The 17,399-nt window shown below is 43.3% G+C and carries 10 protein-coding genes; 7 read left to right on the forward strand and 3 right to left on the reverse strand.

The window, feature by feature from the left end:
* The first annotated feature begins 11 nt into the window (after window positions 1-11).
* The 7 genes from M8998_RS08930 to nrdF all read left to right on the forward strand — a co-directional run bounded on the left by M8998_RS08930 (window position 12) and on the right by nrdF (window position 11,017).
* On the forward strand, window positions 12-1,523 hold the full coding sequence (locus tag M8998_RS08930) for a RagB/SusD family nutrient uptake outer membrane protein (protein ID WP_249992225.1): 1,512 nt from the start codon (window positions 12-14) through the stop codon (window positions 1,521-1,523).
* 639 nt (window positions 1,524-2,162) lie between these two features.
* The gene (locus M8998_RS08935) at window positions 2,163-5,177 is read left to right on the forward strand and encodes a SusC/RagA family TonB-linked outer membrane protein (protein ID WP_249992226.1); all 3,015 of its coding nucleotides are present in this window, start codon (window positions 2,163-2,165) and stop codon (window positions 5,175-5,177) included.
* A 17-nt stretch (window positions 5,178-5,194) separates the two neighbouring features.
* Window positions 5,195-6,712, forward strand: a complete 1,518-nt coding sequence (locus M8998_RS08940; RefSeq protein WP_249992227.1) for a RagB/SusD family nutrient uptake outer membrane protein — start codon at window positions 5,195-5,197, stop codon at window positions 6,710-6,712.
* 482 nt (window positions 6,713-7,194) lie between these two features.
* Window positions 7,195-7,428: a glutaredoxin family protein gene (locus M8998_RS08945; protein ID WP_066756813.1), complete on the forward strand. Its 234-nt coding sequence runs from the start codon at window positions 7,195-7,197 to the stop codon at window positions 7,426-7,428.
* 30 nt (window positions 7,429-7,458) lie between these two features.
* Window positions 7,459-7,866 carry a class Ib ribonucleoside-diphosphate reductase assembly flavoprotein NrdI gene (nrdI, locus tag M8998_RS08950; RefSeq protein ID WP_249992228.1) on the forward strand — a complete coding sequence of 136 codons (408 nt, stop codon included), beginning with the start codon at window positions 7,459-7,461 and terminating at the stop codon, window positions 7,864-7,866.
* On the forward strand, window positions 7,826-9,931 hold the full coding sequence (gene nrdE / locus M8998_RS08955; RefSeq protein ID WP_249992229.1) for a class 1b ribonucleoside-diphosphate reductase subunit alpha: 2,106 nt from the start codon (window positions 7,826-7,828) through the stop codon (window positions 9,929-9,931). The genes nrdI and nrdE overlap by 41 nt, the downstream gene beginning before the upstream one ends.
* A 99-nt stretch (window positions 9,932-10,030) precedes the next feature.
* Window positions 10,031-11,017: a class 1b ribonucleoside-diphosphate reductase subunit beta gene (nrdF, locus tag M8998_RS08960; protein ID WP_249992230.1), complete on the forward strand. Its 987-nt coding sequence runs from the start codon at window positions 10,031-10,033 to the stop codon at window positions 11,015-11,017.
* A 170-nt stretch (window positions 11,018-11,187) separates the two neighbouring features.
* On the opposite strand, the gene M8998_RS08965 is transcribed toward nrdF, so the two are convergent.
* From M8998_RS08965 to M8998_RS08975, 3 genes are all read right to left on the reverse strand, one after another.
* Window positions 11,188-12,375, reverse strand: coding sequence for a YbfB/YjiJ family MFS transporter (locus M8998_RS08965; RefSeq protein ID WP_249992231.1), 1,188 nt, complete (start codon window positions 12,373-12,375; stop codon window positions 11,188-11,190).
* 281 nt (window positions 12,376-12,656) lie between these two features.
* The gene (locus M8998_RS08970; RefSeq protein ID WP_249992232.1) at window positions 12,657-14,231 is read right to left on the reverse strand and encodes a RagB/SusD family nutrient uptake outer membrane protein; all 1,575 of its coding nucleotides are present in this window, start codon (window positions 14,229-14,231) and stop codon (window positions 12,657-12,659) included.
* A gap of 25 nt (window positions 14,232-14,256) precedes the next feature.
* A complete protein-coding gene (locus M8998_RS08975; RefSeq protein WP_249992233.1) occupies window positions 14,257-17,382 on the reverse strand; it encodes a SusC/RagA family TonB-linked outer membrane protein in 3,126 nt (1,041 codons plus the stop codon).
* Between the last annotated feature and the right edge of the window lie 17 nt (window positions 17,383-17,399).

A 17,399-nucleotide genomic window follows, 5' to 3' on the forward strand; every position in this document is an offset into this window, starting at 1 on the left:
CATTCAGCAACATGAAAAATAATTTTTTACCCATGATATTGCTGGTTGGCAGCATCGCACTGAGCGGCTGTACCCGGCTGGAAGAACAGCTTTTCGGACAGATTACAGATCGAGATGAGGGCAACATCGATATCCCTTCTCTTTTACAGGGGGCCTACTTTTCTACACGTGCAGCTTTACAGACGCCTGACACTTGGTGGGCCTTGCAAGAACTTACCACCGACGAGGCAATCCCGCCGACCCGAGGCGGCGACTGGGACGATAATGGTGCTTGGCGCGCCTTATTTCTCCATCAGTGGCAGCCGGATCACATACGAGTAAACCAAGCATTCCGCGACATCAATGCAATTAGCTATGCGGCTACGGATATATTAAGGTACAATCCTGATACACAACAAGCCGCGCAAGCACGCTTCTTACGCGCCTTCGCCCAATACTTCATCCTAGATGGTTGGGGTCAAGTACCGTACCGCGAACCTGGAGATGACATCACCAATATACCTCCCGTCCGCAACGCCCAAGAGCAGTTAGATTATTTGATAGCAGAGCTTACAGAGATTATTCCAAATTTGCCGGTATCGAATGTTAATACAAGGGTATTAGCAAATCAAGATGCTGCCAGAGTGCTACTAATGAAAGTATACCTAAACAGGGGTGCATACCTAAATCGTGCACAACCTACTTTTGACAATAGCGATATGCAGCATGTCATCCAGCTTGCAGATCAGATGGGGGGAAACTACGCACTGGCCGACAACTACTTCGATAGCTTTGCTCCAAACAACCGCGGAGCATCAGAGAACATCTTTTTAGGAGCTAACACAGGTGGGTCAAATTCGGGGCCGATATTTACCTTTATTAGAATCACCTTACACTATGCAATGAACCCAAGCGGTTTTAACGGCTGGGCTACCTTGTCCAATTTTTATAATAAATTTGAACCGCAAGACCAACGCCGGGGTGGCCCCCGTGCCGGCGTCACGGAAAGATCCGGTTTGCACATGGGCTTTATAGTCGGTCAACAGTTTGATTTCCAAGGCGTGGCGTTACAAGACCGCAGTGGCAATCCGTTGGCATTAACTCCAGAGGTAAGTATCATTGAACAAGGCAATAACCTGGAAGTCACCGGCATACGCGTGGTAAAATACGTACCAGACTACGACAACATCGGCTCTAACTTAGCAAATAACGACTGGGTGTTTTATCGCTATGCGGATGTCTTGCTGATGAAAGCCGAGGCTCTGTTGAGAATGAACGATCAGGCACAGGCTTTACAATATGTCAATATGGTCAGAACACAACGAGGGGCCTCCGTCATGACTAGCCTCACGCTGGATAACATGCTGGACGAACTAGGCCGCGAATTCTACTGGGAGGGACGTCGACGTACAGATCTCATCCGCTTTGGCAAATACCTGGATGCTTGGCAGGAAAAGCCAGCATCGGACCCTCGGAATCTGGTCTTCCCAATACCGATTAACCAATCAGGTAACACCAATTTACCACAGAATCCGGGTTATTAATAACTAGCTGCTGCAGCTGTGCTTATCCGAAAACACAAAAACTCCTCCGGCTTCATTGTCCGGAGGAGTTTTTTGTTTAGCGCTGTCGACTAACTTCATCATCCTTAAGGAAACAATAATACAAATCAACCACTATTTCAAAATCAAAGACCTTACTGATTTTGCAATCCGCTTTGAAATCGATGAAACCACAGAAAAAACAACAAAGATTGATGTGGTTCAACCCAATAAAACCTTAATTACTTCGCGGCTAAATGATTAGCTATTTTTTTAATTGTGATCTACTAAAAGCCTGCTTTCCTACTCATTAGAGCAATATTTCTTTTCTTACGATTGTAAGACAAAACCACTAAACAAACCCGCAGTTACGTTCTAGAAAATGCCGGTTTTTACTCCCTCTCGTGCTTTCATTTTTTATCGGAATTAATACGTAGTATTATTTTCATTTTTAATTATAAATTATCTCAAAAAGAAATAAAAAATATGAAATATATTTTTAAATATTATTTTTTTTCTAATTTTGATTACCATTTATAAATTTTACACAATTACAAAAGTAAATATCTATTAACAACATAATAACTACATGTTGGTTAATAGCCATTAATTAACTCTTTTATAAACTTAAAAACACCAAACATGAAACAGAAATTACCTTTTTTAGGTATTCACATGCTGCTGTTTGCACTGGTACTTTTCCTACTAAATGGAAACAGCGTTTACGCACAAACAGCTACGTTTAATGGTCGAGTAACCGGCGATGGACAGGCCATATCAGGTGCGACGTTAACCATCATAGAGCTGGAACGCACCGCTGGTACGGATGCTACCGGATCGTTCAGCTTTTCGAACATAGCCCCGGGCAGCTATACCCTTACCGTTGCTTTCCTAGGCTTTGAAACGTACCGGGAAACCATCCGCGTTAACGCTAATATGCCTCCGTTGAATATTAGCTTGCAGCCATCCACAGGAGAAGATATTGGCGAAATACAAGTGGTAGGCTATGCATCTGTACAACGCAAAGACCTGACAGGTGCGGTCTCTCGTGTCAGCGAAAAAGACTTTAATCAAGGTCCTTTTACAGCACCAGATCAACTCATTCAAGGCAAGGCTCCAGGCGTCCAAATGATTAACAACAGTGGCCAGCCCGGAGGCGAGACCACGGTAAGGATACGGGGTAACTCGGCCGTTACAGGCACAGGACGTCCTTTGTATGTGGTAGATGGAATGGCCTTAGACGGACGGACACCACGACCCGAGCGGCAGGCAGAATTTGGTTCCTCGCCCGGAGGCAACCCACTTGCCTTTCTCAATCCGAATGATATTGAAAGCATGGAGGTATTGAAAGATGCTTCCGCCGCGGCAATATATGGTTCTCGCGGAGCATATGGTGTTATTTTAATTAATACCAAACGAGGTAAAGCACAGCCTCTACAAGTTAATGTCAACGCGACTACGGGCGTAAGTTCGCTCATGCGAAACATCGACATCTTAGATGCCAACCAGTTTCGCGCCGCTCTGGCCAATTACGGGCTTGACGCCGAGGTAGGCGACTTAGGGAGCAATGTGAATGCCATGGATGCAATCACGCGACGAGCCATCAACCAAGACTACTCCATCTCCATGAGCGGTGGTAGTGAAGACGCTCGGTTTCGCACCTCCATCGGCTATCAAAATATGGAAGGTATCCTTATCAACAGTGGCTTCACGAAAGTTGCAGGATCAGTCAATGCCAACTTCCGCATGTTGGAGAGCAAGAAATTAGGTTTGGACATGGGTATGTTTGTGACGCAAACGAATGAGCAAATTGCACCCGTAACCGAAGACGCGGGTTTTCAAGGCAGTCTAGTGGGGCAGGCGCTGACTTGGAACCCTACAGAGCCGTTATACAATCAAGACGGATCCTTCAATATTAAATATGGCACATCCCTTATCAATCCAGTCGGCATGAGTGAAGCCAATAACGACCACGCACGCGTAAGCACCATACTCGCTAACATATCGCCTTACTATAAATTTAATGACTGGCTGGAGTACCGGATGCTGGGTTCGATCAACTACAGCACCGGTATACGCCGTGCCTCCACAAGAAGTTGGATCAATATGATGAACATCCAGTTTGATCCAGACGGAGACTTTTTGGGTGGCGAGGCTTCTTATGCCAACAACGAATTGATGACGAGCCAACTGACACATACGTTGACATTTAACCGCGAGATTGCCCACAAATTGAACTTGAATGCCATCGCAGGTTACGAATACATGAATTTCAGGTATCGCGGCATGAGCTTCCAAGGGATCAACTATGGCGATATTGATGTAGACTACACCGACGCCCTGCAGGCCGGATCCAGCGGTGCCAGAACAGTCAACTCATTTGTTGATCCGAGTGCCGAACTGCAATCCTATTTCTTTCGAGCCATTTTCAATTACGACAGTCGCTACCTACTGACCGCCACCGTACGGCGGGATGGTTCCACAAAGTTCGGTGAGAACAACCGATATGGAAACTTCCCTTCATTCTCTGGAGCATGGAACATTAAGAATGAACGCTTTATGCAGGATGCGGACTGGCTTACGGAACTACGGTTGCGCGTAGGCTGGGGACGTACCGGTAATCAGGAATTTCCTTCTGGAGCCTCGATCAATCGATACGGTTTTGAAAATGACAACGTCATTGTCCCAGTTAACAATGGAAATCCAAACCTACGTTGGCAAAGCGATGAACAATGGAATATTGGTATGGATTTTGGCTTATTCGGATCTAAGCTGAGCGGTTCGATTGATGTGTTTGATAAGGTAACCACAGATTTGATCTTCCCTACTATTCCATTTTACCCTAATGCGCCTAACGCACCTATTGTGTGGACCAACCTTGATGGGCGAGTCCGCAATCAAGGTATAGAGCTAGCTCTAAATTCCGTGCTTATCCAAAATGAAAACCTCACCTGGAACGTGCAAGGCAACGTGACTTTTCTCAGAAACCAAGTAAGTAACACGACCGACATCATCCAGACCGGCATGCTTAGTGGGCAAGGCGTATCCGATGCTACCGTACAGGTTATCCAAGCCGGCCTACCGATGTTTGCAATTGTAACCAGAGAGTATTTGGGTATAGATCCCGAAGGTATCTCGATGTACACGGATGACGGGTTTAATTTTCTATATCTAGGCAATCCCAATCCTAATGCGTTAATCGGATTTAGCACCGAGCTGAGCTACAAGAGATTAACTTTCTCCGCTAATTTCAATGGTCTTTTGGGGGGAGATATCTACAACAACACCGTAAACTCCGTACTGCCGATCACGAACCTAGGCGCATTTAGAAATACCATGGCAGATCAGGCAAACAGTCTACCGAGAGAATTACTCACCAACCCAGCCTCGCCCTCCTCACGCTTTATTGAAAATGGCTCTTATATCAAATTGGCCAATGCCACCATAGGTTATAAGGTCGGCAATGTAGGTTCCACTATAAAAAACCTAAATGTGTTTTTAAACGGTGTCAATCTACTCGTATTTACGAACTATTCTGGATTCGACCCGGAAGTAAATACCAACAAAGGGGTGAATGAAACCGGCTCACTAGGCATCGACTACATCGGATACCCTCCGGCTAGGATATTCAACTTTGGTATAAATTTCTCACTATAAATAATACATTCAGCAACATGAAAAATAATTTTTTACCCATGATATTGCTGGTTGGCAGCATCGCACTGAGCGGCTGTACCCGGCTGGAAGAACAGCTTTTCGGACAGATTACAGATCGAGATGAGGGCAACATCGATATCCCTTCCCTTTTGCAGGGGGCCTACTTTTCTACACGCGCAGCGTTACAGACACCCGAGTCGTGGTGGGCATTGCAAGAACTTACCACCGACGAGGCAATCGCGCCGACCCGGGGAGGCGACTGGGACGACAATGGTGCCTGGCGAGCTCTGTTTCTACATCTTTGGCAACCAGATCACATACGTATGAATCAAGTATTCCGCGACATTAATGCTATCAGCTATGCTGCTACGGATATCTTGCGGTACAATCCTGACACACAACAAGCGGCGCAAGCACGCTTCTTACGCGCCTTTGCCCAGAACTTCGTGCTAGACGGCTGGGGGCAAGTCCCCTACCGTGAACCTGGAGATGGTATCGCCACTTTACCGATTGTCCGCAACGCCCAAGAGCAGTTAGACTATTTGATAGCAGAGCTTACGGAGATCATACCAAACTTGCCGGTATGGACTGTCAATAATAGCGTATTTGCAAATCAGGATGCTGGCAGAGTACTGCTGATGAAAGTCTACCTGAACAGGGCTGTTTACCTAAATCGTGCACAACCCGCTTTCGACAATAGCGATATGCAGAATGTCATTGAGCTGGCCGATCAAATTATTGGTTCCGGTCGATTTTCCTTGACCGACAACTACTTCGATAGCTTTTCACCAAACAACCGTGGTGCTTCAGAAAACATCTTTTTAGGGGCTAACACAGGTGGGTCAAATTCGGGACCAATATTTAACTTTATCAGAATCCCTTTACACTATTCTATGAACCCAAGCGGCAATAATGGCTGGACTACCCTCTCTAATTTTTACGATAAATTTGAACCGCAAGACCAACGCCGAGGTGGCCCCTATCCAGGTGTGACCGAAAGATCCGGTCTGCACATGGGCTTTATAGTCGGTCAGCAGTTTAATTCAGCAGGTGAAATATTGCAAGATCGTCGTAGCAACCCCCTAATCTTTACTCCCGAAGTAAGTATTATTGAACGTGGTAACAACCTAGAATTAACCGGTATACGCGTAGTAAAATACGTGCCAGACTACGACAATATCGGCTCTAACTTTGCGAATAACGACTGGGTATTCTATCGCTATTCGGATGTCTTGCTTATGAAAGCCGAGGCTCTGTTACGGATGAACAATCAGGCACAGGCTTTGCAATATGTCAACATGGTCAGGACACGACGACAAGCCTCGGTCATGACTAGCCTCTCGCTAGATGACATGCTGGACGAACTGGGTCGCGAATTCTACTGGGAGGGACGGCGGCGCACAGATCTCATCCGCTTTGGAAGGTATCTGGATACCTGGCAGGAAAAGCCAGCATCGGATCCTCGGGCATTGTTGTTTCCAATCCCGCAGACTCAGCTCGGGAACATGAACTACAACCAAAATCCGGGTTATTGATAACTAGTTGCGACAACACAACTTATTTGAAAATACGAAAATTCCTCCGGTATCACTTTCCGGAGGAATTTCTATTTGAACCTAATGACCTTACACCAAAACTGCTTTAATTTACCTTACGTAATTAATTCAAAAAAACCAACTAAAAACCATACATCTTCTTGTTATTTTTCGGTCAAAATATAGGTATATTTAAACGATATTAAGAGAAAATATTAGCGGCTTTTCAAAGTTATCCACATACCACGATCCCTGTCTATCAGCAGATTACCAAATCAGGCATTCGAGAAGCGAACTTTAACCCCCATCTGTTCGGAACATGTGGAAAAGTACGACTCACTCACGGAGATAAAATATATGATCTTTGTTTAAGACAAAGGGATCATGACAGTCCCGATTCAATAGAATATTTATTTATGGCAAACATAAGTTGACTCTCTAAAGTCAGCTTAAAGTTACCCTCCAAAAGATTTTAAATAGACATGGCAAGAATCATTAAATTTGAAAAGAATGACTGTGCACCATGTGCACAGGTATCTTCCTACTTGGACAACAAGGGTGTATCTTACGAAACAATCAATCCGTTTGATGAGCCAGAATTGGCTGTAAAATTCAAAGTACGCACCGTGCCTACGGTATTGGTACTAGAAGAAGACGAAATCAAACATAGAATCATTGGATTCAAACCAGAGGAACTAGATCATATCGCGTTGTAAACCGTATCGCAGACCCTCTAAACACGATCCATGATTCATATTTATTACGATTCAAAGACAGGAAATGTAGATCGCTTTATCAGTAAAGTGATCCAGATAACGGGTTGGGAAGCCACCCGTATCCAAGAGGACACGGTACCTTCGCATATGGGACATTTGGTGACCTACACCATCAACTTTGGCAAAGTGCCTGAAAAGACACAAGCCTTCATAGACAAATACAGCCATATGATCCATTCGGTCAGTGCAAGTGGCAACCGCAATTGGGGAAGAAACTTCGCCGTTGCAGCAGATAAACTCGCGGAAAACTTCGACCTCCCCATTGGTTTAAAGTTCGAACTTTCGGGGACACTAGTAGACATTAATGCCTTTATTGACATTATAAAAAATCAATATTATGATAGCAAACGACGTAGCGAAAAACTGGATATTGCTTAACAACGAAATCATGATCAAACATGATGACGAGTTTAGCTTACATAAAGACAAAGATGCCGTTAGAGCATACTTCCTGGAGTATGTCAATAAGAATACGGTTTTCTTTTACAACCTAAAAGAAAAGGTAGATTACCTGATCGAAAACAACTACTACATTGATTTCTATCAATGGTTCACGTTCGAGGAAATCCAAGAAGTGTACGATTATGTATACGCCAAAAAATTCCGCTTCCAGTCATTCATGGCGGCATTTAAGTTTTTTCAAAGTTATGCGTTGCGTGACGATTCTGGTGAAAAATTCTTAGAGCGCTATGAAGATCGCGTGATGGCGGTTTCCTTATTCTTGGCACGCGAAGAAGGTGTAAAGAAAGCGATTGAGTATGCTGAAATTATGATCAGCCAAGAATATCAACCGGCTACACCTACCTTCCTAAATGCAGGCAAGAAACGTTCTGGAGAGTTGGTATCCTGCTTCTTAGACGAAGTTGGCGATAACCTAAATGGTATCGGCTATGCAATTGACTCCGCGATGAAGCTGTCTTCTATTGGTGGAGGTGTATCTTTCAACATCTCGAAAATTCGTGCTCGTGGCGAAGCCATTAAAGGAGTAGAAGGACGTGCTGGAGGCGTATTACCGATCATGAAAATCATGGAAGATACCTTCTCTTATGCCAACCAATTGGGGCAACGTCCCGGTGCCGGTGCTGTTTATTTGAACATATTCCACTCCGACATTGAGGAATTCTTAGATTGCAAGAAAATCAACGCAGACGAGAAAGTGAGGATCAAGTCGCTATCTATCGGCATTATCGTTCCAGACAAATTTATGGAATTGGCGGAAAAAGATGAAGCTTGCTATTTGATTTATCCCCACACCGTGATGCAGGAGTATGGCAAATACTTGGATGAATTGGACATGGATGCCATGTACGATGAGCTAATCACCAATCCGAATATTAAAAAGAAGAAGATAAATGCCCGTCACCTATTGGTGAAAATCGCACAGACGCAGAAAGAATCGGGTTATCCATATATCTTCTATAAGGAAAACGCGAATAGAGAACACGCCTTAAAAGGAGTGGGTAACGTAAAATTCTCTAATCTATGTACGGAGATCATGCAGGTCTCTGAGGTGTCGGACATCAATATTTACGGCAAAGAAGACACCATTCGATACGGTATTTCCTGCAACCTTGGGTCGCTAAATGTAGCTACAGTTATGGACAACAAGCGGATCAAGGAAACCGTAAAAACGGCTATGCGCGCGTTGACGGTAGTGACAGATGTCACCGATATTGAGATGGTGCCCACTATTGCCAAAGCAAACCGTGAGTTACATTCTGTAGGATTAGGTGCTATGAACCTACATGGCTTCTTAGCTAAGAGTTTCATCATGTATGAATCTACCGAAGCCTTGGATTTTGCAAATACCTTCTTTATGACCATGAACTTCTATTCATTAGAAGCATCGATGGAGATTGCGAAAGAGCGTCAACGTACTTTCGTCGGTTTCGAAAAATCTGCTTATGCAGATGGTTCGTATTTCGATAAATACTTGGATCGCGATTACCTTCCTAAAACAGATAAGGTGAAGGAATTATTCGAAGGCGTGCACATTCCTACTATCGAAGATTGGAACAACCTGAAAGCTCAGGTCAAAGAGCACGGTATCTACCACGCTTACCGACTAGCGATTGCACCTAATCAATCTACCTCTTACATCATGAATGCCACAGCATCGGTAATGCCTATCGTAGACATTATCGAAGTACGCGAGTACGGAGATAGTACTACCTACTATCCGATGCCTTACTTGACGAATGACAATTACTTCTACTTCAAATCGGCGTACGATATGGATCAGATGAAGGTCTTGAAAATGATCTCCGTGATTCAGCGCCACATTGATCAGGGTGTGTCTACGATCTTACACACCAATTCAAAAGACAGTACCCGCGACTTAGCGAAGTATTATATTTATGCGCACAAACTAGGGCTCAAATCCTTGTATTATACCCGTACGCGTAAATCGACCATCGAGGAATGTATCTCGTGTTCGGCATAGCATATTTATTATTATAGTATAATTCAATCCCAATCGGAACTGAATCGGAACTACTTTCATAGTTTACCGATTCAGTTTCTTTAAGTTAAATACCCAACCATGAGCAAACAATATACGGCAGTAAACTGGAACACACCCGATAACGATTACGCATTAATGTTCTGGGAGCAGAATATCAGACAGTTCTGGATAGACACCGAATACATTCCCTCTAAAGATATTGATAGCTGGAAGGGATTGAGCTGGGACATGAAAGAGTGTTATAAGAAAGCTTTAGGCGGTCTTACTTTGTTGGATACTTTGCAAAGTCATACAGGTATGCCCAAGATTATTGATCATATCAATTCTTTGCAAAACAAGGCAGTGTTATCCTACATGTGTATGATGGAGGCCATTCATGCCAAATCTTACTCCACGATCTTTACGACCGTGTCTACTACTAATGAGATCAATGACGTGTTTGGTTGGGTTTCGGAAAATAAATTCTTACAATACAAAGCATCTACTATTGACCAGTACTATCGTGCGATCGATAAAGAAAATGTGACGGACGAAGAGCTTTTTATGGCCTTGGGTGCATCGGTATTGTTAGAGTCTTTCTTATTCTACTCTGGCTTCTTCCTACCACTATGGTTGTGTGGCCAAGGGCAAATGGTTGCTTCTGCTGACATTATCAAGAAGATTATCGCAGATGAGTCAATTCACGGTGTATTCGTGGGTTTAATGGCGCAAGAGGTCTTTAATCGTTTACCAAATAAAGAAGCCGTAAAAGCACGTTTCTTGACGCTCTTAAATGACTTATATGAGAACGAGTTGAAGTATACAGAAGAACTCTATACGGTAGTAGGTCTTACCGCTGAAGTAAAGGAGTACGTGCGTTATAATGGCAATAAAGCCTTAATGAACTTGGCTTTTGAGCCAATCTTTGAGGTGAAGCAGGTAAACCCTATTGTGTTGAATGGATTAAGTACAGAGACTACACAGCACGACTTCTTTTCTAAAAAATCAACCAACTACGAGAAAGCGACAGAAATTGTACACTTAATGCACGAAGATTTTGAAATGGACGCTACAGTAGACATTTAACGCATTTGTTTAGTCGAACAGCCTAGCGAATCATAATGATTAAAATGCCCTACATTGGATGCGAATGTAGGGCATTTTAATTCGATCAATAATAGACATCGCTCACCCTAAAAATTGCAGATTGCACCTATTATTCAATCTTAGCATGTAAACTTCGGGGATACGTTGCTTTAATCGCGTTGATATGTCTTTTTGTTATTAGTAGCCAAAATCAACACGAAAGAGATCAACAGAAGACCGCCTCCGATATAAAATAGCGGTATATAATCGTCATTTTTAACAAGTATAGACATCATCATGCCTCCTGCGGCTTGAAAGATAGAAAACCCTAACGTTATATTACTCCAGGCCATCTTGTAATTAATATCTCCGAAAAGACTTAGCGCATAGGCTGAGGTCAGCGCCACCATTCCGGGAGTGAATACCCCTACGATAAAGGAGGAAATGTAAAATGCCGGATCGCTTTGAAAAAAAATCGGCATAAAAACAGCAAAGCTTTCCAAAGCAAATCCTAGTAAAATAGTTTGCTTTATTCCTATGAAATCGGACAACTTACCTAGAAGAATGGGGCCAGATAAAGCACCTATTCCAAAAATTGCCCAGCAAAATCCGCCAAAAGCAAATGATTTGTTCATCTGTCGTACCAAGAAGTCCACCCAAAACAACGTATGCGGCAAATACCCAATCGCCTGAAAACAATAGGCAAATAATAGGAACAAAAAATTCTTGCTGATAAATGAGAGTTTAGGGCTTCCTGCAATATTGGCGATTTGCCTGTCTTGCTCATGCTGGAGAAAACTCCAACTCTTCCACGTGACCATCGTCAACAGGAAAGTAAGCAGGGCCAGAAACCACAAAACATACCATAAGCCCAGCCTTTCATAAAGAAATGGAATGACTACGCCCGAAATGAGTATACCTATGCCTATTCCTGAAAATACAATCCCGAAAATTAAACCCTTGTTAGCGGCATTTCGGTAGTATGGCAATACCAGTGTCGGAGATAAAACCATCAGCAAAGCGCCTCCAAAACCTGCCATAAAGCGCCAGAAATACATCCAGTGAAAGCCAAAACTATTTATCGAGAACATGATATAACTGAGAGAGCAAATGATCAGGGAAGCCTTAATGAGCTGAGCACTTTTAAATAGATTTTTTGTTACGTTTATAAAGATAGGACCAATCATATATCCTACCAGAGCAGCCACACCCAGTTGCGCAGCATCAAATGAGGAAACCCAAGAGTCTTCAATAACCAATGGAATCAATGCAGTATACGCAAATCTGCTTATCCCTAAACCTATAAGTGTACCTATCAGTCCGGAAAGCCAGTACAATTTCTGTTTCTCTACGCTCATAACGATCTTCTGAACACAGTCATCTTCTCAAACATTGTTTTTAAAATACGCAGTTTGTTGGTTCGAGAAGTGATATTATTTGCACCATTATACAAAAAATATTTAGCAAAGATTAATATTTACTTCGGCTATATACTTTGTTCACCAATTTCAATCGGATGCAATCTAATGTCTCAGGGCAGACTGTTGGTCTTCGACGACGACCTTTATTAAACCCAGTAGGAAAAAACAAAAAGCCACAGCATATGTGCTGTGGCTTTACTAAAATAGTATCAAAAAGATTAATTCGTCTGATATTCTGGATTTTGTTCGAGGTTTCTATTACGTTGCAACTCATCCATAGAGATTGGGAAAACTAAATCTGACTGTTTAAAGACAGCATTAGAACCGTTTGCAGCACCTACTAATGGTTGGAATGTAACTTGTCCTCTTACCGTGGCAGAGATGTTAGGGAATAAACCCGTACGTAAACAATCATCCCACATCTTAAACTCTAAAGGTAGTTCGCGCAAGCGCTCTTTCCACACTTCCTGTACAAACTGCTCCACGGACAGGCCTTGTAGTTGACTAGTAATCGTGGCAACCGTTTCGCCGGTCGTGCTCGCTCTGGCTTTGATTTCAGCCAAATGACCTGCCGCTGTAGCTACTCCAGTTGCTCTGGCCTTTGCTTCTGCAGCAATCAACAAAGCCTCCGCATAGCGGTAGATATTACGATCTTTAATAGAACGACCTGTGTTTAAAAGAGCATCTTCTTCAACGAAATACCACACACCAGCTACATTTCCGCCGTTCCAGGTTTCTCCATTATCTGGATTGGTATAGGTCCAATGATAAAATTGATTAGGCTTAATACGGAGGTCATCATCTTCATATATATTTAAGAAGCGATTGGTCGGTCCATACGCACGTTCAAAAATGGTATACTTATCGAATACGGAGTTAGCTGACGCCGTGAACCCATAGGTCGGCCAAGAGCCTCCCGGATTAATGACGGGATCAAACTCAAATGAATAGATCGTTTCTGCTAAATTGTCAGACGTACGTAGCTTGTTGTAAGCACTGTTTGCTGCAAGATCGGTATTCGGTTCCAGTGTATGCCCGGATGCAATTACGATGTCGATGTACTCTACAGCTTCCGCATATTTGCTTTGTTGCAAATACACATTCGCCAAAGCCATAGCGGCTACATTTCTGTTAACGCGCCGTCCACTGGTGTTAAAAATGCCATCCGGCAGGGCTTCTACTGCGGCAATCAAATCTTCTTCGATCACGGCATATACTTCTTCAACAGAGCTACGCTTCAAGAAGAAATCACGATCCAATGAATCATAAGCTTCTGTGGACAGCGGTAATGCTCCGAACATTTTTACCAGATAGAAGTAGTTGAAGGCTCTAAAAAATCTGGCCTCTGCAACATAACGTGTTTTTAAATCTTCGGCCATTTCGATGTTTGGAATATTTTTGATCGCTCCATTGGCAATATTAATGGCCAAAAAAGAGCTATTCCAAATATCATTCATGCGCCCGGAAACCACACGTGTATTTTGTTGACGGGTAAGCAAACGGGAGTATTGATTGATCTGCTCCTGCCCTTCGTAGCTGTTGGTAAAATAACCGGTAAGCATTACAGGGATAGAAGCAAATGGTGCTTGGTAAGCACCGTTGGCATTCCCATACAAAGATGGTCCGCCAATACGGTATAAGCTATTGATATTCTCTAATGCTTGGGCTTGCGTTTGATAGTAACTATCCCCGCCAACCTCCGTTCTTGGATTTTCATCTAAGAAGTCTTTACAGGCACTCATGGTCAGCAATGCTGATCCACAAAGGCCTAATACTATATATTTAATGTTCATCGCTGTCAAATATTATGTGGTAAAATTACAGGGTAAGATTCAAACCAAACGTAAAGGTCTTCGCTCTTGGGTAAGAGAAGAAGGTAACGTTCTGTCCGAATTTGTTCTCATCTCCCGTAGACGTACTTTCCGGATCATAGCCTCTAAAAGCTTTAGAAGTAATTACCCAAGGGTTGTTTGCACTCGCGTATACACGCAAAGCAGAGATACCTAAACGCTGTGCCCATTCTGAATCAAACGTATATCCCAACTGGACTAGATTGAAACGAAGGAAAGAACCGTCGACAATCCAAGAAGAGTCTACCCGAGTATCTTGTCCGGCATGGCCGTTGTTCGTCAGGAAGATCGCCTGTTGCATTGTATTCGGATTCGATGGGCTGTACGCGTCTGTTAAGATATCACGCAAGCCATTGGTAATACCAAAACGGTCGTAGGTAGAGTGATAAAACTGTTGTAATGTTTCTACGCCATAGACCACTTGCATATCTACCGTCATATCAAAACCTTTATAGGCAAACGTATTGATAAAACTTCCTGACCAGTCTGGAATACCTTTACCTAAGATCTCTTGGTTTGCCGAACGATTCGGTCTACCGATTTGCTCTTCGGTAATCAAGCCATTCTCAAAATCTTCTACCGTAAAGATGCCATCGCGACGGTATCCATAGAAGCTATTTAAGTTTTCGCCAACACGGATAATACTGTTTGGCGCTCCTACGAAGTTATTTAACAAAATATCTGCATTATCGTCTCCCAGACGAATTACCTCGTTCTTGTTGTAATTCATGTTTAAGGTAGATGTCCATTGGAAGTTATCATTCCGCACTGGCGATCCACTAATCATAATATCCAGACCTTTGTTATTTACTGCACCAATATTGCGCATCACGAAATTAAATCCAGATGCATAAGGAAGAGGATCTTCTAACAATAAGTCTGTCGTTCTACGATTATAGTAAGATACATCAAAGTTCAAACGGTTCTGAAATAAGCCCATTTCGAAACCACCATCGATGGTAGCTGTTTTTTCCCAGCGAAGGTCTGGGTTAGGTAGGAATTGTAGGTAGGAATAAGGTACGCGCGTGTTATTTAATACCTGTGTACCATTCAATGCTCTCGCTATCGCTTGATAAGGATTAATCTCCGAGTTACCTGTAATACCGAAGCTACTACGGAATTTCAAATTATTCAACCAAGAAACTCCTTGTAAAAACGATTCATTGGAAGCAATCCAAGCAAGACCCATAGATGGGAAGAAGGCATACTTGTTATTCGCACCAAATCTAGATGATCCGTCGTAACGACCTGTCACCGTTGCGGTATACTTATCGTTTAAGGTATACGATGCTCTCATAAAGTAGGAATTCATTGCCCAACGATCGTAAGCAGATTCTGGCGCCTGTGGTAGAGAACCAGCTCCCATATTGTTCCACTTAAAGAAGTCGTTCGTAAAACCCTCTGTACGGTTAAAGCTGAAATCGCGTGTGCGTTCCTGCCAAGACAAACCCGCCATCGCATTGATACGGTGGTTATCAAACTGCTTGTTATACGTTAAATAGGTCTCTTGTTGCCAGTAAAAAGTATCTTCGTTTTCGATCTCCGCCCAACCATTTGGTCGAGAAATGTTATGTAACAAAATAGAAGAATAACCATTGTACAATCTTCTTTGCTTATCTACACCGTACTGAGTTTTCAAATCTAATCCATCCGCCAGATGAAAAGTCAGCGCTGCATTACCAAAAATCTGGGTGTTGGCACGTCTTCTCTCCTGCAGATCCAGAATAGATACGGGATTAGACATTCCCTCAAATCCAAGAACACCATTGATACTAGATGAGCCAGAAAATGAATACTGTCCATCTGGTTGATAAATCGGCAACCAAGGTAGCATCTCAATCATGGTACGACGTGCTTCCTGACCACCGCCATCTTCTGGCGTAAAACGACCGAACGTATGGTTAGCTGTTAAATTAATACTTGCAGAAAGCCATTCTTTTACTTTGGTATCATAAGCCAACTTACCATTCAAACGCTTATTAAAAGTATTGTTGACAATACCTTGCTGATCCGTATAGTTGATAAAGGCACCCATAGACGAATTTTCATCGCCCTGCTGAATATTCAACTGGTGATTTTGAGAGATAGCCGTGCGGGTTGCCTCACGTTGCCAATCGGTATCGAATAAAGGATTTCCGTTTCCATCGAAGTAATTCGGGTCATTGAACCAATCCCTACGATCTAATGACCAATTGTATGTATCCGGTTGGTAACGATTTTCGTTTTCCAAACCAATCATGAAGGTCTGTACCCACTCTTCGGCATTCAGGAGATCCATGTAACGTTGAGGGGAGCTGATACTGGTCGATCCTTGATAGCTCAAGGTTCTGCGACCATCTTTGCTACCTCGTTTGGTAGTCACCAAGATAACACCATTGGCACCACGCGCACCATATATCGCGGCAGAAGAAGCATCTTTCAAGACTTCCATGCGCTCAATATCGTTCGGGTTGAGTAAGTGGAAATTTTCCATCACTACTCCATCAACAACATATAAAGGATTGGAGGCCGAATTGATGGTAGCCGTACCGCGGATTACTACACGATTGGCATAGGCACCTGGTTGACTAGAGTTGGAATACACATTTACCCCGGCAGCTTGTCCGCGTAAGTTGTCCAGTGCACTAAAGTTCTGTGCTTTGACCATTTCCTCGCCTTTAGCAACAGAAATGGATCCAGTCACGTCAGACTTACGCATGGTACCGTAACCTACGACTACGACCTCTTCCAGATCTTCCCCTTCAGTATCTAAAGAGAAATTAACAGTGGAAGAGCTAACCCGCATCTCCGCTTTTTTGTAGCCTAAAAAGGAAGCGACCAGTGTTTGCCCAGTTTGAGCCTCAATGCTAAATTGCCCGTTTTCGTCTGTTTGGGTACTCACATTGGTTCCCCTAACGGTAATAGTAACACCACTAATTGGTTCGTTGGTACTGGCGTCGTTTACACGGCCCAGTATCGTCTCCTGACGTTGCGTAATCTGTAATCGCTCGCCATCGCGTTTAAGTGGAACCGCTTGCAGCGTATTGAAGCTTAGCGCAGCAACAGCCAGTAGCGCAGTCCACAGACGGCCATCAGGATTGTTAATGTTTTTCATACATCATAAAATTTAAA

It is taken from the genome of Sphingobacterium sp. lm-10 (genome assembly GCF_023554555.1).
Taxonomy (GTDB): Bacteria; Bacteroidota; Bacteroidia; order Sphingobacteriales; family Sphingobacteriaceae; genus Sphingobacterium.